Here is a 16,454-nt window from a genome sequence, read left to right on the forward strand (position 1 = left end):
TTGACCGCTTCAGCGCCCCTTGAACAGTCCGCCCAAGATGCCGCGCACGATCCGGCGACCGGTGGTGCCTTTCAGCTCTTTGATGACAGCCGTGGCGATGGCATCTCCGAACCCGTCTGACGATGTACGGCTGGAGCGGCGGCTGCTGCGCGCCCCGCCATAGCGACGGGCTTTCTGAAATTCGCGGGCGGCTTCGTCCTCAGCCTCAGCGGCGGCCTCGATCTTCTCAGCCTCCTTGGCCGCTGCCTCGGCGCGGGCTTTCAGCATTTCATAGGCCGACTCGCGGTCCTTCAGCGTGTCGTATTTCCCGGCGAGGTCTGATTCAGCCAATACAGCAGCGCGTTGTCCGGCGGTGATCGGCCCAAGCTGGGAGGATGGCGGGCGGATCAAAGTGCGTTCAACCACGCCCGGTACGCCTTTGCGTTGCAGCATTGAGGTGACCGCCTCACCAACGCCCACTTCCCGGATCGCCTCTTCGGTATCAAAGCGCGGGTTCTCGCGATAGGTCTGCGCAGCTTGGCGCAGTTCTTTGCGGTCCCGCGCGGTGAAGGCGCGCAGCGCATGTTGGACGCGGTTGCCAAGCTGGCCCAGAATATCATCGGGCACATCGGCGGGGTTTTGGGTCACGAAATAAACGCCAACACCTTTGGAGCGGATCAAACGGGCCACCTGCTCGACCTTATCAACTAGTGCCTTGGGCGCGTCGTCAAACAGCAGATGCGCTTCATCAAAGAAAAACACCAGTTTCGGTTTATCGGGATCGCCCACTTCGGGTAGCTCTTCGAAGAGTTCTGACATCAGCCAAAGCAGGAAAGTGGCGTAGAGCTTGGGCGACCCCATCAATTTGTCGGCGGCAAGGATATTGATCCGCCCGCGCCCATCGCTATCGTTGCGCATCAGATCGGTCAGTGCCAGCGCTGGCTCTCCGAACAACTGCGCACCGCCTTGGTTCTCCAGCACCAGCAAGCGCCGCTGGATCGTCCCGACAGACGCGGAGGAAACATTGCCGTAGCGCAGCGCCAGATCCTTGGCGTTTTCGCCGACCCAGACCAACAATGCCTGCAAATCCTTGAGATCAAGCAGCGGCATCCCTTCTTCATCGGCCACGCGGAAGGCGATGTTTAGGATGCCTTCCTGCGCTTCGCTGAGGTCCAAAAGTTGAGCAATCAGCAACGGCCCCATTTCGGACACCGTGGTACGCACCGGGTGGCCCTGCTCCCCGAAGAGGTCCCAAAAGGTCACAGGGAAGGATTGGTAGGTGTAGTCGCCAAATCCGATCTTGGCCGCGCGTTCGGTGAAAGGGCCGTGCAGCTTGGCCTCGGCGCTGCCAGAGCGCGCGAGCCCAGACAGATCGCCCTTCACGTCAGACAAAAAGACCGGCACGCCCGCATTTGCAAAGCCTTCGGCAAGGATTTGAAGTGTCACGGTTTTCCCGGTCCCTGTCGCCCCGGCAATCAGACCGTGTCGATTGGCGTAGCCAAGGTCCAAAAACTGCTTCTCCGCATAGGCAGGACCGCCCCCGCCGATAAATATCTCTGTGCTCACGCCAAGACCTTCCTGTCAATTTTAAGCATCTGTCCGTCCCACAAGAGCATACAAACTTAACCTTTGCGCGCCATAGTCATCCTATCTCGCCCATCATGTCCTTCGGTGGCGGGATGACTTCCTCCCTGTCAGACTGGCCGCGCCTTCGGGCGCGGCCCTTTTTCTATCATGACGGGTTGGCCGGCATTTCTGCAAACGGTTGATATTTCTAGTTGACCAGAGTCAAAGGCTTGCCTAACGTGGCATCAATAAGTCGGCCCAGTCCGACGGGGAGAGTGAACACGAAAAGGGGATGCGCTGCGTCCCCTTTTTGCTATTTCGCAGATAACTCATTGACATACCTAGCTTTCGCGGCACTGGGCGTCGGCATGAAATCGCGCGTATTGCGGTTGAAATGCGGCCAGAACCACTGACAATCCTGCCACGCCATGTTAAGGGGCGCTAACGCAACAAACGTGGATATGACATGAGCAAGTATTTGACCGCCCTGCCGCTTTGTGCAGCGCTTGCACTTTCGGCCCCAATGACCGCCTTTGCCCAGACGACAACGCCTGAGACCGAGGCCGAGCAAAGCACAGCGCAAACCGAAGAAACCGCGCCGCAGCCCGGCACCAGCGGTACCGCCGCCGAGATCGAGGAAAAGCTGAGCTTGGGCGAAGACGCCGACAAAGATCCCGAACTGGGCAAGCCCTACACCAAGAAGGAAATTGGTGCGTGGGAAATGCGGTGCATCAAGACAGAGCAAGAGGTCGACCCCTGCCAGATGTACCAGCTGTTGGCTGACGGCGAAGGCGCGCCAGTGGCAGAAGTCTCGCTCTTCCGTCTGCCCGATGGCGGCAAAGCCGTGGCCGGTGCCACAGTTGTCGTACCTCTCGAAACCGCGCTGCCTGCGCAGCTGACGCTTTCGGTAGATGGCGGCAAGGCACGTCGTTATCCCTATGCCTTCTGCAACCCAGTCGGCTGCTACGTGCGGATGGGCATGACCAGCGCCGATATCGCCGCCTTTAAGCGTGGCAAGGAAGCGGTTCTGACCATTGTTCCTGCGTTGGCGCCCGATCAGACGGTTGAACTGACCCTCTCGCTTGACGGGTTCACCGCGAGCTATGACGAAGTTTCGGTGATCGAACAGTAAACCCGAAGCAGCTTCAGATCAGATGCCGCTCCCGTCCGGGGGCGGCATTTTTTGTTTCTCACGCGCGGCGCAGCGCGAGAACCGCGTTCATGCCTCCAAAGGCGAAGGCGTTGCTCAACGCCACCTCGGGCCGTGCGTCACGCGCTACATTCGGCACCACGTCAAGCGCGCAGTCCGGGTCGGGCGCTTCATAACCGATTGTTGGCGCCACCACCCCGTCCCGCAGCGCCATGATACAGGCCAAGAGTTCAACCGCCCCGGTGCCGCCGATGATATGGCCATGCATCGATTTTGTGGAAGAGATCAGCAGGTCTTTAGCGTGGTCGCCGAAAACTTCGGTGACTGCCGCGCATTCGACCCTGTCGTTGGCCGCCGTGCCGGTGCCGTGAGCGTTGATATAGCCCACGTCCTCCCTGTCGATCCCCGCATCCGCCAGCGCACCCCGCATGGCCCGCGCCGCCCCGTCCTGAGAAGGCATCACGATATCGCTGGCGTCAGAGGTCATGGCAAATCCGACCACCTCGCAGAGAATCTCCGCGCCGCGTGCTTTGGCATAGTCGTAGTCCTCGAAAACAAAAACGCCTGCGCCTTCGCCCTGCACCATGCCGTTGCGATTGGCAGAAAAGGGGCGACAGGCGTCAGCGCTCATCACGCGCAGCCCCTCCCATGCCTTCACCCCGCCAAAGCACAGCATCGATTCCGCGCCCCCGGTGATCATGACGGGTGCCATGCCAGAGCGGATCATAGAAAAAGCCTGCCCCATCGCGTGGTTGGACGAAGCACAGGCAGTAGAAACCGTAAAGGACGGCCCGCGCAGGTTCCATGTCATGCTAACATGGCTGGCAGCGGCGCTGTTCATGAGCTTTGGCACCACAAAGGGATGCACCCGATTTTTCCCCTCGGCATAGACAGCGCGGTAGCTGTCATCCCCGGTCGAAATCCCGCCCCCCGCTGTGCCAAGCACCACGCCCGCACGGTCCGCCAGATCGCCCGCAAACGTCAGTCCTGATTGGGCAATCGCTTCTCGGGCGGCACTGAGGGTGAATTGGGTAAACGGGTCGTAGAGCGCAAGCTCCCCACGTGTGTAACGGGCGTCTGCATCAAAACCCTGCACCTGCGCACCGATCCGGATCGACAAGCGCTCCACGTCTCGGAACGCCAATGGGCGGATGCCACAAACCCCTTCGCGCATGGCGGCGAGCGTTTCGGGAACCGATAGGCCAAGCGCGTTTACAGTGCCAGCACCGGTGATGACCACGCGCTTCATGGTCCTACCCCTGCTCCGCGCGGAGCCGCTCCACCCCGGCGACGATACTGCTCACCTTTGAAATGTCGAAACCGGCTTCCGATGGCGTGTTGGCATTGAAAGGCACTGCGATGTCGAATGTCTCTTCAATGGCAAAGATAACCTCAACCGCGCCCATACTGTCGATCCCTAGCCCCTCAAGCGTGCTGTCGGGAGTTACATCTGCGGGCGCTACCATGGCCTGTTCAGCGAGTATGGCGATGACCTGATCTTGCGTGTTCATGTATCCCCCGCCCCTAGGTTTGAGGCAGATTTAATCACCCTTGTCGGCTTTTGAAACCGACTTCTGCAAGGCCGCCACATCGCGCAGCAGGCGCGGCAAACGCCGCAGGGCTTTGTAGATCTCGGTTTGTTTAGACATCTGTGTGGCGGGATAGCCCAGCATGGTGCGGCCTTCGGGTACGTTGGACAGCACGATCGTCCCGCCCCCTGCAATCACCCGGTCGCCGATGGTGATATTGTCTGCCAGACCAACCTGCCCACCCAGCACCACATTGTCGCCCACACGCGTCGAACCACCGACCCCAGCCTGCCCGCACAGCAGGCAATTGCGGCCAACAATCGCGTTGTGCCCGATATGCACAAGGTTGTCGATCTTGGTGCCGTCGCCGACCTGAGTGTCACGAATAGTGCCGTTGTCGATGGTAGAGCCCATGCCCATCTCAACATCCGCGCCAATGCTGACCGCCCCGAGCGAATGAATACGGGTCCAAGGCTGCGGCTGCGCATCGCCTTGGTCGCCCAAGGTCTGACGCGCTTTTTCAACAGTAGACAGTTCCGCCGTGACAAAGGAAAACCCGTCGCCCCCCAAACGGACGCCCGATTGCGCGATAAAACGCGCCCCGATGGTGACGCGCGCGCCGATGCTGACATGCTCACGTAGAAAGCAGCCTTCGCCAAGCTGTGCATCCACTCCGATAAAACATAGCGGTCCAATCACCGTGCCTGCGCCAATCCGCGCCCCGGCAGAGATCACCGCCAATGGCCCAACCGAGACCCCTTCGCCCAGTTCCGCTGCCGGATCGATAATCGCAGAAGGGTGAATACCCGGCTCAAACCCCTGCCCTTTGTCGAGCATCCGGGTAAGGCCAGAAAGCGCGTATCGGGGGCGGTTTGGCAAGATCGCGGCCTTGAGGCCCAAGGCTTGCCAATCGGCCCCTTCCCAAAGCATCGCGACCTCGGCGCTGCCTTGGGCAAGACTGCTGGCATAACGCGGATCGGTTGCCAAAGCGATCTCGCCCAGTTTCGCGCTTGCGGGTTCTGCAACGCTGGTCACTTGAAGCGTTGTATCGCCCTCGGCTTGCGCGCCGAGAGCCTCTGCAATTTGCTGAACACTAAAAGTCATATCGCGCCCGGCCCTTTGGTTGTTGAGCCTTGAGGGTTACCCCTGAACGCCCCGCAAGACCACCCCCGCCTTGGATAGGGCAGACCAAATCCGCGCGTCACGGCCATAGACGTCATCGCGATACTCGGTATGGCCCCGCGCATTGGTCACGGCGGTCCGGTAGATCAGATGCACCGGCACTGGCTCTTCCAGGACAACCCGCGTTTCGCGCCCGCTGCGCAGGACCGCTTGAAACTCACCTTCCGGATCAGCCGATTGTGGGGACAGCAGTTCATAGGCGAATTCAAAAGGTTCGGCCAACCGCACACAGCCATGGCTAAAGGCACGCACATCGCGATCAAACAGGCTCTTGGCGGGCGTGTCATGCAGGTAGATGTTATATTTGTTAGGGAACATGAACTTCACCAGACCCAAAGCATTGGATCGGCTGGGCGGCTGGCGCATGGAAAACGGAAAGCTGCGTGCGGTGTAGCGGTTGAAGTTCACCGCGCCACGGTTCACCTTGCGGCCCCGGCTGTCGGTAATCTCAATGTGGTTCACCGCATAGGGGTTGCGCTTCAACTGCGGCAAATATTCCTTGGTCACGATTGAGCGCGGGACATACCAACTGGGGTTGACCACCATGTGCTCCATGACGTCCGAGAATTCGGGCGTGGGTCGATCTTCGCGCGCGGCCCCAACGACGGAGCGGGTCTCAAAGGTGATCTTGCCATCATCGATGATCTTGGCAGAAAAGTCGGGGATGTTGACCAAGATATGACGTTTGCCCCGGTCAGTGTTGAACCAACGCTCTCGCTCCATCGCCACCATGACCGACTGCAGGCGCTTCTCAACACCGATGTTGATCTGCTTCATCGTGGCAGGCCCGGCGACGCCGTCGGTGTTCAGCCCATGGGCCTCTTGGAACTGGCGTACGGCTTCGGTCAGCGTGGCATCATAGTCCACCGCGTTTGACCGCTCCAGATACCCCATCGCGATCAGTCGGTTGCGCAGGGCGATGACGTCGTTGCCCCGGTCACCCGGCTCCAGCTTGCCTGCCGGAACCGTTGGCCCCCAGCCGCCTTGCGACAGAAGCTCCTCCATCGCAATTTTCTCTTTCAAGAGCGCGTTATATTCCAAGCTGCGCGGCGGCAGTGCGCGGAAAAAGGCTGCAGGAGAGGATTTTGGCAAATCTTCGAGGTAGGTTTTGCGATCACGGTAGGGAATCTCACGTACAATCTGACTGATGATACGCTTGGGGATCAGCATCCCGGTCTGCACGTCGCGGGCGTATTTAAGGAACACCTTGCTCAGTTCCACTTCGGCAAGGCCACGGTCGCGCGGCGTTTTCGCGTTGCGCAGCGTTTCCAGAATCGAATCAGGATTGTAGCGCGAGACCGGCAGGCCATGCGCATCGGCGGCGCTGATTGCGCGCAGCAACTCGGCACGGCGCAAACGATGTGTGTCCTCTGCACCGGTCCAAAGCGCTTGGTAATTGTTCTCGCGATAATAGGTCGCAATGTCATCATCTTGCGCCGCGGCTTCGGCCACAGCTTGCTTGAACGCCGTGACCTGAGCCGCCACGGGGCCGGCCCCGATCAGCGTCGCCATAATCAGGGCCAAACCCACAATAAAACTGGGCAGATGCCGTGAAACTGTCGCGCTGAATGCCATTTCTTTCCCCATGCAATAATGTTAGTCGGAACTCGACCTAAAGTATTTGTCCGGTTTGCCAACAACTACATGGCCAAGTCTATTCAAATTTCCGTTCGCAGGGGATTTTGAAGATTTACGGTGCGCCGCGACCACGCTCAACCCTTGATATTGTTAGATAAATTTAGCGCACTGCGCAAAAACTTGCCTAAATTTGCGAACATATGGAACCTTTTCAATTCAGCACTTGGTCAGGTTTACCCCCTATGCAATAACAATGTTGCATCTGGGGATGAGTTGAATGGTCCATGTAACATCTTGGGCAAAACAGGCAGAAGACGGGACAGACATATGACAGGCATTCGCCAATCGGGGATGACCCGACGCGCGCTTCTTGGCGCATTCGCAGCTACCACAGTCACGGCAGCACCGACATTCGCAAACGCAGCAGGATTTCTTCGCGGAGCAGGCGACATTCGCCGCATTCGCATGTATTCCGGCCGCACTGGTGAACGGCTTGATATGATCTATTGGATCGAAGGCCAGTACATCAAGGACGCATTCAAAGAGATCAATCACTTTATGCGTGATTGGCGCACGGATGAGGTCATCAATATGGACCTGCGCACCGTGGACATCATGGCCGCTTCGCACAACCTGCTTGATGTGAGCGAGCCTTACATGCTGATTTCCGGCTACCGCAGCCCCAAGACCAACGCCATGCTGCGGTCGCGCTCCGGTGGTGTTGCGAAACGCTCCTTGCACCTCAAGGGTCAGGCCGCTGACCTGCGTCTTGCTTCGCGCTCAGTCAATCAAGTCGCGAAGGCGGCGATGGCTTGTGGCGGCGGCGGCGTTGGGCGCTACTCCGGCTCCAACTTCACGCATATGGATTGCGGCGCGGTGCGCAGCTGGGGCGGCTAAAACTCCGACACTTGCGACGATCGATATATCAAGGCACCTTCGGGTGCCTTTTTTGTGTCTTCTGAAGCGTTCCGGCTGTTTGTCCATCCGAAGGGCGAAAATAGGCGTTTCCCCTCCATTTCCGTTTCACCTTTTCCCGGGCGTCGCACCGATCTAGGGTTGCGGAAAACCGGACGGGAAGACGCCATTGACCAATCTTAATACGACAGCGCGGATCGCCATTGTCGGCATGGGGCCGCGCGGGCTTGGGGCGTTAGAAGCCCTGACAGAACGCTGCGGGTCAGTGGCTGCAAGGCTTCAGATCGATATTTTTGATCCGGCTCGCCACCCCGGTGCCGGGCCAAACTTTAACCCCGCCGAGCCGCACTATTGCCTGCTTAACATTCCCCACCGGGACCTCGCCATCCGGCCGCCCAAAGACACGTCCATCGGCAGTTTCGCGCAGTGGCAAGAAGGCCAGCCCGACCCGGACGCCTTTCCACCACGCGCAGAGCTTGGCCGCTACCTTGAAGCGCGGCTGGTGGATCTGCTGCGGCATGGAAACGTGGGCGGACAGCCGGTCATTCAGTTTCTGAAAAATCCGGTTCAACGGATTAGGCGCGACGGCACTGGCTGGCGTTTGCAGAGCACCTCAACGGACCATGGCGTCTATGACGAAGTGTTGTTGACCCTTGGCCAGCCCCCGGTTCACCCTGATGACCAATACGCTCAATGGCAGAAACATGCAGCCACGGCTAAGGCTGATCTCATGCCCGCCTACCCTGCCCGGCATTTCCGCAACGCCGCGGCGGCATGGCAGGGCAAACGGGTGGCCATTCGTGGTTTGGGCCTTTCGACCTTTGACGTTCTGCGCGGTCTCACCATCGGGCAAGGGGGCGTTTTCGAAAGGGGCAACTACCACCCTTCTGGACGCGAGCCTGAACGGATCCTGCCCTTTTCGCTGAATGGGCAACCTCCCTTTCCTAAGCCTCAAACCGAAGCACTTGATGCGACATTCTCTCCAACGCACGCCGAGACCGCCACATTCGAACAGGCCGCGACCGAGGCTGTCGCTTCTGATCCCAAAACCGCGACCGCTTTGCTGTCAGAGGCGCTTGTCGTAGCCGTAGCCCGCATCGTGGCTGCACAAGACATTCCCTCGGATGCAGTCCATAAATGGTTGGCGCGGGAATGGGATGCGCCGGGCAGCCAGGAACATGCGACCCCCCTGGATACGCTGGAACAAGGGATCGATATGGCCCGCGGTGCTCTGCCGCCGAGCATTGGCTATGCGCTTGGGCAGGTCTGGCGCAAATGGCAAGATCCTTGGCGCAACGCCTTCAACCCCGGACATGCCAGCCCCGCCACGGCGAAACGACTGATCGGATTTGACGAAGGGTTGAAACGCTACTCCTATGGCCCACCGCTCGCCTCTGCTGAGGAGTTGCGCGCCTTGGTGGACGCGGGCGTGGTCGATCTTTCCTGCGCGAGCGATCCGGATATTACTACAATCTCGGAAGGCTGGCGGCTGGAGACGGTGGACAGATCTGTTGAGGTCTCAGTGATGATCGACGCCGTGCTACCAACACCGAACCTTGAGCATCTCGCCGATCCGTTGCTGTCTGATTTGATCGAACGCGGCCAGCTGACCGCCCTGTCGCCAGAACTCGCCGCTGCCACCGCGCCGGACGGGTCTATGTACGACAGGAAAGGCGATCTCGTGCCGGGCTTGTGCCTTCTGGGGCGGCTTGCGCTTGGCAGTGTGACGGCGGTGGACTCTCTGCATGATTGCTTTGGCGAGTCGGCGGACCGCTGGGCTGCGGGGGTGTTAAACCGTCATAATCGCTAGCCCCACAGCCCCGTGGGAATTATACAACAGATTGTGATCCGGCCTGCGCGATGGAACAGCCGCCTCCCATATGGGTTCTTATACCAATACCGAATTGGACAAGTGGGGAACCAACATGAAAAGAAGACATTTTATCTCTGGCATCGCAGCAGGTAGCGCCGCGTTGACCAGCGGGCTTTCCGCGCCTGCTCTCGCACATCCGCCAAAGGAAATGCCGAGCTACGATGTGCCCGAGGATATGATGCCAAAGTTGGTGCCAATTGCAGAGGGTGCCACACCTTATGAGGTTCACGTCGATCCTGACAACTTTGCCCTTTATTGGACGCTGCCGGACAACATGGCCATGCGCTACACCGTTGGTGTGGGCCGCCCCGGTCTTTATGAAGCGGGTGAATTCTATGTGGGTGCCAAAAAAGAATGGCCAAGCTGGACGCCAACCCCCGGCATGTTGGAACGAGAGCCGGAAAAGTATGGTAAATACCGTGATGGGATGCCCGGTGGGCTGAACAACCCCTTAGGGTCGCGGGCGCTATATCTCTTTACGCCGGAAAAGGGCGATACTTTCTTGCGGATTCATGGCACGGATGATCCCAGCACTTTGGGTCGGCGGGTGTCCAACGGCTGTGCACGACTGGTCAACGACCAGATGGTCGAACTCTACGACAAAGTGCCGATTGACACGCGCGTGGTTCTTTATGAGCCACTTACCTCGTAATCAGATCTAATACCTGAAAAGGACCGGAGCGGGTTGATCCCGCTTCGGTCTTTTCTTTACCCGTCAGGGTCTTGCCCCCTTTATTTCACACCAATTCCCGTTTCCTCCGCTTTCCCCTTGTGTCGCTGGTTCCTCGACTTCAATATATTCGCATATTGGAATAGGTCGGAGGGCATAGCGATGAGATTTACCAGAAGAACAGTATTGGCCGGGATGGGCGGTATGGCCGTCGCGCAATCGCCGCTTCGGGCCTTGGCCGCGGTCTCTGCCAATATCGGAGAGTATGAGATCATCAGCGTGAGCGACGGGAACCTCGTCCTCCCGCGCAGCTTCTTTTTCGACGGGCTGCCGCAAGAGGAACTCGCCACGGTTTTGGCACCTTATGATCTGCCTGCCGAAGAGCTTACCCCGCCCTGTAACGTAACTTTGCTGCGCCACGCGGACCGCGTTGTCCTGTTCGACGCAGGTGCCGGCCCCGCCTTCATGCCCAGTGCTGGCATGTTGCAGAACAGTCTGGAGGCCGCCGGGGTTTCGACCGAGGACGTCACTCATGTCGTCTTTACCCACGCTCATCCAGATCACCTCTGGGGCGTGCTGGACGACTTTGACGATCTGGTCTTTCCGAACGCGACCTATTTGATGGGTGCGGATGAGTGGAACTATTGGCGCGATCCGAACACCGTCGACACCATCGGTGAGGCGCGTGCCGCCTTTGCTGTCGGGGCCGCGCGGCGCCTTGAGGCGATTGAAGAGCGCCTGGAAGAGATCAAAGACGGTCAAGAAATCCTCCCCGGCGTCATGGCACATGCGAGCTTCGGCCATACGCCGGGGCATATGTCTTTTGAGGTGCGGCAGAACAAGGATGCAGTGCTGATTGGCGGCGATGCGATTGGCAACCACCATGTGGCCTTTGCCCGTCCTGAGTGGCCCAATGGCGCGGATCAGGATGCGGAACGGGGCGCAAAAACCCGTGTGCGTTTGCTGGACAAACTGGCACAAGAACAAATTTCCTTGCTCGGCTTCCACTTGCCCAACGGCGGGTTGGGCCGGGTGGAACGCGCTGGCGACAGCTATCGTTTTGTCGGAGAGGCGCAATGAAAACTATTTTGCAAACGGCGGCCCTGCTCGCCCTAACCGCCACGGGTTCTTGGGCCAGCGAAGATATCGCGGACAAATACCCCGGTTCGCTACTATATAACAAACCGGTCGAATTCATCCCCGGCGTCTTCTCTGCCATTGGAGCCACCGCCCCGCCCACCTATGAAAACGCCGGTCATAACAACAACCTGAGCTTTATCGTCACCGGTGAAGGCGTCGTTGTCATCAACGGCGGCGCGGCTTACGGACTGGCCAAAGCGTTGCACGAGGAGATCAAGCAGGTCACCGACCAGCAGGTAAAACTGGTGTTTAACGAAAACGGTCAAGGCCATGCGGTTCTGGGCAACAGCTATTGGGCCGAACAGGGCGTGCCGATCGTGGCCCACGAAGACGCGGCCCACGAGGTCGAGAAATTTGGCGGCAGCATCCTTGAGGGCATGAAACGCTATAATAAAGAGCAGGCTGAGGGGACGGAGATACAACTCCCAACCGAAACCTTCTCTGATGAATATATCGTCGAGATGGGCGATTTCCGCATTGAGGCCCGCAACCTCGGTCCCGCGCACAGCCCCGGCGATATTGTCATCTGGCTGCCCGAACAAAGCCTCGTGATCGCAGGTGACATGGCTTTTCATGAACGCATGTTGCCCATCTTCCCTGATACCGCGACCGCCGATTGGATTGAGACTTGGGAGACCGCGTTCGAACCGCTAGAGGCGACCTATGTCATTCCCGGCCACGGTCATCCAACCAACATGGATCAGGTGCGCCGCTACACCCACGACTACCTTGTCTATCTGCGCGAGAAAGTGGGCGCGCATCTGGACGCCGGTGGCGGTTTGGCGGAAGCTTATTACGTGGACCAGTCGCCCTATAAAGGGTTGGACACATTTGAAGAACTGGCCACCAAGAACGCCGGGCGGGTCTTTGAACAGATGGAATTTGAATGAATGCAGTGCAGCGTCCCCTCAGGGGCGCTGCAAACCGCGATGGGTAATCAACTGCCGCGATAGGTCGAGTAGCCGAAGGGCGACAGCAGAAGCGGCACATGGTAATGCGCAGTCTCAGACATGCCAAAGCGCAGCGGCACCACATCCAAAAAGCGCGGGTTTTCCGCAGCGGTGCCATTGGCATCCAGATAATCCCCGCAGTGAAAGAGCAACTCATAGGTGCCCAACTCAAACTCTGCGGCGGGCAAAATCTGCTCATCCGTGCGGCCATCGGCATTGGTTGTCAGCGTGCGCAGATGCCTCCGCGTCTCGCCGTCAACCCGGTAAAGTTCGATCTTCAGACCCTCCGCCGGGCAGCCGCGGGCCGTGTCCAATACATGCGTTGTCAGATAGCCTGTCATTACATCCTCCGTGCTTCGCCGCAAAGTCGCAGGGCAGCCGTGCAGGTGAAAGTTGCCTTTTCGCGATAGTCTTTCAGAAATAAATTGAAAGCAATGCATCGTCTTACGAATTAGACAGAGAGCGACATAAGGAGAGATTGATGACACGCTATCCCCGCGACATGCAGGGTTACGGCCCTACCCCCCCGGACGCCCAATGGCCCAATGGGGCAAAGATCGCCGTACAATTGGTGTTGAACTACGAAGAAGGCGGGGAAAACAACATCCTGCACGGCGATGCTGCGTCTGAGGCTTTCCTGTCCGAGATCGTAGGCGCGGCGCAATGGCCGGGGCAGCGTCATGCGAATATGGAATCGATCTATGAATACGGTGCGCGCGCCGGATTCTGGCGGCTGCACCGCCTGCTGAGAGACCTGCCAATCACTGTTTACGGCGTGGCGACCGCGCTGGCCCGTTCGCCCGTGCAGGTCGCCGCGATGCTCGACGCAGGTTGGGAGATGGCGACCCACGGGCTAAAGTGGATCGAACATAAAGATATGGCCGAAGGCGATGAACGTGCGGCGATAGCCGAGGCGATCCGTCTGCATACCGAGGTGACGGGCCAAGCCCCACGCGGGTTCTACTGTGGGCGTTCGTCTGAGAACACCATCCGGCTGGCCGCCGAGACCGGGCAGTTTGCCTATGTCGCAGACGCCTATGCCGATGATCTGCCCTATTGGATGGAGTTCGGGGAGCGTGACCAGTTGATCGTGCCCTATACGCTCGACTGCAACGACATGCGCTTTGCCACGCCGCAGGGGTTCAACGCCGGCGCACAGTTTTTCGACTACCTTAAGGCCAGCTTTGACGCGCTTTATCGCGAAGGCTGCGAAGGAGCGCCCAAAATGTTGTCGGTGGGCTTGCACTGCCGCTTGATTGGCCGCCCCGGTCGTGTCGAGGCGTTGCGCCAGTTCATCGAATATGCGCAGAGCCATGACGGCGTCTGGTTTGCCACCCGCGAGCAGATTGCAGACCATTGGGCAGCAACCCATCCGCATGAGCGCGGTGAACGCCCCAGCCAGATGGCGCGCGATGCCTTTGTTGGCAAATACGGCAGCATCTTTGAACATTCCCCTTGGATTGCAGAAGGCGCCTATGCGCTGGAACTGGGCGCGGGCCATGACACGGCTCTGGGGCTGCATAATGCCTTGGCGCGAATTTTCCGCAGCGCGAGCGAAGATCAGCGTCTTGGTGTCTTGCAAGCGCACCCCGATCTGGCAGGTAAGCTCGCTCAGGCCAAGCGGCTAACGGCAGAGAGCACCTCCGAACAAGCGGCGGCAGGGCTGGACGCGCTGACGGATGAGGAACGCGAGACCTTTACCCGCCTCAACAACAGCTATGTCGAGAAACACGGCTTTCCCTATATCATCGCTGTGCGCGATCACGATAAGGCCAGCATCCTTGCCGCCTTTCAACGCCGCATCGACAACGACCGCGACACCGAATTTGCCGAAGCCTGCCGACAGGTGGAGCGGATTGCCCAGTTGCGGCTACAGGACATGCTGCCATGAGTCGCCAGCTGGTCTTGCAACCGCTTACCGCCCGCGCCTTCGCCCCCTTTGGGGAGGTGCTGGAGGTGCGTGAAACGCCGGACAAGATGATCAACCAAGACCTCTGCGGCAGGCATCACGACTTGGCCGCGTTAGACTTTGGTTCTGGCCGTGCGGGCATCAGCATTTTCGACGCCACACCCCGCGCCCTGCCCTTCACGCTCGAACTGTTAGAACGGCATCCCGAAGGCGCGCAGGCCTTTATCCCGATGCATCAGAACCCGTATCTGATCGTTGTCGCGCCGGATAATGCAGGCGCGCCCGGCCAACCGCTGGCCTTTCTTGCTGGCCCCGGACAGGGGGTGAACTACCGCCGCAACACATGGCACGCGGTGTGCTGCCCGCTTGCGGCGCCCGGTCTTTTCGCGGTGGTGGACCGCATCGGGGACGGTGACAATCTGGAGGAACATTGGTTCGACAGGCCGTGGGAGGTCGTCGAAGCCGCAACATAAGCGCCATGCCCTCAGCAGAAGCGGCAGGCGAGATCGGTCTATAGGGAGAGAGATATGACTGACGCTTCACTGGGTACGCCTGCACAATTGCGGGACCCGAACTATACACCCCCTTTATCCAAGGCGGTGCCATTGGGCATTCAGCATGTGCTGGCGATGTTCGTCTCGAACGTGACGCCTGCGATCATCGTGGCGGGGGCTGCGGGGTTCGGCTTTGGCTCGGACGCCGGGGCGCAGGGCTTTCCCGACATGACCTATCTGATCCAGATGTCGATGCTCTTTGCCGGGATCGCGACGCTGTTTCAGACCGTCGGCATGGGGCCGGTTGGCGCGCGTCTGCCCATCGTGCAAGGCACCAGCTTTGCCTTCCTGCCCATCATGATTCCACTGGTGGCAGGCAAAGGGGTCGATGCCCTGCCCGCCCTGTTTGGCGGCGTTCTGATTGGCGGTCTGTTTCATATGATCCTCGGCACCTTCATCGGCCGCATCCGCTTCGCCCTGCCGCCATTGGTGACTGGGCTGGTCGTGACGATGATCGGCCTTGCCTTGGTCAAGGTCGGGATTCAGTACGCCGCCGGTGGCGTGCCGGCGATTGATAAGCCGGAATATGGCAGCCTGCTGAACTGGTCGGCAGCGCTGGTAGTGATTGCCGCGACACTGGGACTCAAGTTCTTTGCCCGCGGCATGCTGTCGGTCTCGGCTGTCGTTATTGGCATTATCTTGGGCTATATCTATGCGCTGGCCATGGGGATGGTGACGGTCGAGGGCATCGCGACAAGTTGGGACCGCGCCGCCACGCTCGCCCTGCCGATCCCCTTTGCTTATGGGCTTGAATTCAGCTTTGCCGCCATTGTCGGCTTTTGTCTCATGGCCTTTGTCTCTGCCGTTGAAACGGTGGGCGATGTGTCGGGCATCACCAAAGGCGGCGCAGGGCGCGAGGCAACCGATGCCGAAATCACCGGCGCCACCTATGCCGACGGTCTGGGCAGCGCTGTCGCGGGGGTCTTTGGTGGGTTCCCCAATACCTCCTTCAGCCAGAACGTCGGGCTGATCGCCATGACCGGGGTGATGAGCCGCCATGTCGTGACCATCGGCGCTCTGTTCTTGATCCTTTGCGGTTTCGTTCCCAAGGTGGGCGCGGTCATCCGCACCATTCCGATTGAAGTGCTGGGCGGCGGGGTGATTGTGATGTTCGGCATGGTTGTCGCGGCGGGCATCTCAATGCTCTCGGACGTGAACTGGAACCGCCGCAATATGGTGATCTTTGCGATTTCACTTTCAGTCGGTCTGGGCCTGCAACTTGACCCAAAGGCGGTTCAGTACCTCCCCGATACGCTGCGCGTGCTGATGACAAGCGGGCTGCTGCCAGCGGCGCTGATTGCCATCGTCTTGAACTTGTTGCTGCCCGAGCAACTGTCAGACGAGTCGACAGAAGAAGTGTCAGGCGGCATGTCAGGCCACGGCAAAGGCTCGTTAGAAAAGCGGGTCTGATGCGAAAAAGGGCGCCCTGCTGGGGCGCCCTTAATCTTTGAGATGCGCC

At 59.4% G+C, this 16,454-nt stretch carries 15 protein-coding genes; 9 read left to right on the top strand and 6 right to left on the bottom strand.

From position 1 onward, the window contains the following. Positions 1 to 9: 9 nt before the first annotated feature. The gene (locus HTT03_RS02970) at positions 10 to 1,545 is read right to left on the bottom strand and encodes a helicase HerA-like domain-containing protein (protein WP_174858384.1); all 1,536 of its coding nucleotides are present in this window, start codon (positions 1,543 to 1,545) and stop codon (positions 10 to 12) included. A gap of 466 nt (positions 1,546 to 2,011) precedes the next feature. On the opposite strand from HTT03_RS02970, the gene HTT03_RS02975 reads away from it, so the two are divergent. Next, a complete protein-coding gene (locus HTT03_RS02975; protein WP_174858385.1) occupies positions 2,012 to 2,677 on the top strand; it encodes an invasion associated locus B family protein in 666 nt (221 codons plus the stop codon). A gap of 58 nt (positions 2,678 to 2,735) precedes the next feature. On the opposite strand, the gene HTT03_RS02980 is transcribed toward HTT03_RS02975, so the two are convergent. The 4 genes from HTT03_RS02980 to HTT03_RS02995 are packed head-to-tail and all read right to left on the bottom strand — an operon-like array spanning position 2,736 to position 6,981. Then, complete coding sequence (locus HTT03_RS02980) at positions 2,736 to 3,944, bottom strand: beta-ketoacyl-[acyl-carrier-protein] synthase family protein (RefSeq protein WP_174858386.1); 1,209 nt, start codon at positions 3,942 to 3,944, stop codon at positions 2,736 to 2,738. A gap of 4 nt (positions 3,945 to 3,948) precedes the next feature. Next, positions 3,949 to 4,206, bottom strand: a complete 258-nt coding sequence (locus HTT03_RS02985) for an acyl carrier protein (protein ID WP_174858387.1) — start codon at positions 4,204 to 4,206, stop codon at positions 3,949 to 3,951. A gap of 30 nt (positions 4,207 to 4,236) precedes the next feature. Then, complete coding sequence (lpxD, locus tag HTT03_RS02990) at positions 4,237 to 5,328, bottom strand: UDP-3-O-(3-hydroxymyristoyl)glucosamine N-acyltransferase (protein WP_174858388.1); 1,092 nt, start codon at positions 5,326 to 5,328, stop codon at positions 4,237 to 4,239. A gap of 36 nt (positions 5,329 to 5,364) precedes the next feature. Continuing rightward, positions 5,365 to 6,981 carry a L,D-transpeptidase family protein gene (locus HTT03_RS02995; RefSeq protein WP_174858389.1) on the bottom strand — a complete coding sequence of 539 codons (1,617 nt, stop codon included), beginning with the start codon at positions 6,979 to 6,981 and terminating at the stop codon, positions 5,365 to 5,367. Between the two features lie 354 nt (positions 6,982 to 7,335). On the opposite strand from HTT03_RS02995, the gene mepK reads away from it, so the two are divergent. The 5 genes from mepK to HTT03_RS03020 all read left to right on the top strand — a co-directional run bounded on the left by mepK (position 7,336) and on the right by HTT03_RS03020 (position 12,472). Beyond that, complete coding sequence (gene mepK / locus HTT03_RS03000) at positions 7,336 to 7,881, top strand: peptidoglycan L,D-endopeptidase MepK (RefSeq protein ID WP_174858969.1); 546 nt, start codon at positions 7,336 to 7,338, stop codon at positions 7,879 to 7,881. A 187-nt stretch (positions 7,882 to 8,068) separates the two neighbouring features. After that, on the top strand, positions 8,069 to 9,709 hold the full coding sequence (locus tag HTT03_RS03005) for an FAD/NAD(P)-binding protein (RefSeq protein ID WP_174858390.1): 1,641 nt from the start codon (positions 8,069 to 8,071) through the stop codon (positions 9,707 to 9,709). A gap of 115 nt (positions 9,710 to 9,824) precedes the next feature. Beyond that, on the top strand, positions 9,825 to 10,424 hold the full coding sequence (locus HTT03_RS03010; protein WP_174858391.1) for a L,D-transpeptidase: 600 nt from the start codon (positions 9,825 to 9,827) through the stop codon (positions 10,422 to 10,424). Between the two features lie 180 nt (positions 10,425 to 10,604). Next, positions 10,605 to 11,522, top strand: coding sequence for an MBL fold metallo-hydrolase (locus HTT03_RS03015; protein ID WP_174858392.1), 918 nt, complete (start codon positions 10,605 to 10,607; stop codon positions 11,520 to 11,522). After that, positions 11,519 to 12,472, top strand: a complete 954-nt coding sequence (locus HTT03_RS03020; RefSeq protein WP_174858393.1) for an MBL fold metallo-hydrolase — start codon at positions 11,519 to 11,521, stop codon at positions 12,470 to 12,472. Before HTT03_RS03015 ends, HTT03_RS03020 begins: the two co-directional genes overlap by 4 nt. A gap of 47 nt (positions 12,473 to 12,519) precedes the next feature. On the opposite strand, the gene uraH is transcribed toward HTT03_RS03020, so the two are convergent. Next, complete coding sequence (uraH, locus tag HTT03_RS03025) at positions 12,520 to 12,873, bottom strand: hydroxyisourate hydrolase (protein ID WP_174858394.1); 354 nt, start codon at positions 12,871 to 12,873, stop codon at positions 12,520 to 12,522. A 140-nt stretch (positions 12,874 to 13,013) separates the two neighbouring features. Here uraH and puuE point away from each other — a divergent pair, with 140 nt between their 5' ends. From puuE to HTT03_RS03040, 3 genes are read left to right on the top strand one after another with little or no spacing between them, the layout of a single operon-like run. After that, positions 13,014 to 14,423, top strand: a complete 1,410-nt coding sequence (gene puuE / locus HTT03_RS03030) for an allantoinase PuuE (RefSeq protein ID WP_174858395.1) — start codon at positions 13,014 to 13,016, stop codon at positions 14,421 to 14,423. Further along, positions 14,420 to 14,914 (top strand): ureidoglycolate lyase, encoded by a 495-nt coding sequence (locus tag HTT03_RS03035; protein WP_174858396.1) that lies wholly within the window; start codon positions 14,420 to 14,422, stop codon positions 14,912 to 14,914. Before puuE ends, HTT03_RS03035 begins: the two co-directional genes overlap by 4 nt. Positions 14,915 to 14,968: 54 nt before the next feature. After that, the gene (locus HTT03_RS03040) at positions 14,969 to 16,405 is read left to right on the top strand and encodes a uracil-xanthine permease family protein (protein WP_174858397.1); all 1,437 of its coding nucleotides are present in this window, start codon (positions 14,969 to 14,971) and stop codon (positions 16,403 to 16,405) included. Positions 16,406 to 16,454 lie beyond the last annotated feature (49 nt).

The sequence above is a fragment of the Sulfitobacter maritimus genome (assembly GCF_013346665.1).
Lineage (GTDB): Bacteria > Pseudomonadota > Alphaproteobacteria > Rhodobacterales > Rhodobacteraceae > Sulfitobacter > Sulfitobacter maritimus.

Bases quoted from the DNA above. Each gene is read 5' to 3' on its own strand.
- puuE (WP_174858395.1), top strand. From the start codon at position 13,014: ATGACACGCTATCCCCGCGACATGCAGGGTTACGGCCCTACCCCCCCG.
- lpxD (WP_174858388.1), bottom strand. From the start codon at position 5,328: ATGACTTTTAGTGTTCAGCAAATTGCAGAGGCTCTCGGCGCGCAAGCC.
- HTT03_RS02985 (WP_174858387.1), bottom strand. From the start codon at position 4,206: ATGAACACGCAAGATCAGGTCATCGCCATACTCGCTGAACAGGCCATG.
- HTT03_RS02975 (WP_174858385.1), top strand. From the start codon at position 2,012: ATGAGCAAGTATTTGACCGCCCTGCCGCTTTGTGCAGCGCTTGCACTT.
- HTT03_RS03020 (WP_174858393.1), top strand. From the start codon at position 11,519: ATGAAAACTATTTTGCAAACGGCGGCCCTGCTCGCCCTAACCGCCACG.
- uraH (WP_174858394.1), bottom strand. From the start codon at position 12,873: ATGACAGGCTATCTGACAACGCATGTATTGGACACGGCCCGCGGCTGC.
- mepK (WP_174858969.1), top strand. From the start codon at position 7,336: ATGACCCGACGCGCGCTTCTTGGCGCATTCGCAGCTACCACAGTCACG.
- HTT03_RS03015 (WP_174858392.1), top strand. From the start codon at position 10,605: ATGAGATTTACCAGAAGAACAGTATTGGCCGGGATGGGCGGTATGGCC.
- HTT03_RS03040 (WP_174858397.1), top strand. From the start codon at position 14,969: ATGACTGACGCTTCACTGGGTACGCCTGCACAATTGCGGGACCCGAAC.
- HTT03_RS02980 (WP_174858386.1), bottom strand. From the start codon at position 3,944: ATGAAGCGCGTGGTCATCACCGGTGCTGGCACTGTAAACGCGCTTGGC.
- HTT03_RS03010 (WP_174858391.1), top strand. From the start codon at position 9,825: ATGAAAAGAAGACATTTTATCTCTGGCATCGCAGCAGGTAGCGCCGCG.
- HTT03_RS02995 (WP_174858389.1), bottom strand. From the start codon at position 6,981: ATGGCATTCAGCGCGACAGTTTCACGGCATCTGCCCAGTTTTATTGTG.
- HTT03_RS03035 (WP_174858396.1), top strand. From the start codon at position 14,420: ATGAGTCGCCAGCTGGTCTTGCAACCGCTTACCGCCCGCGCCTTCGCC.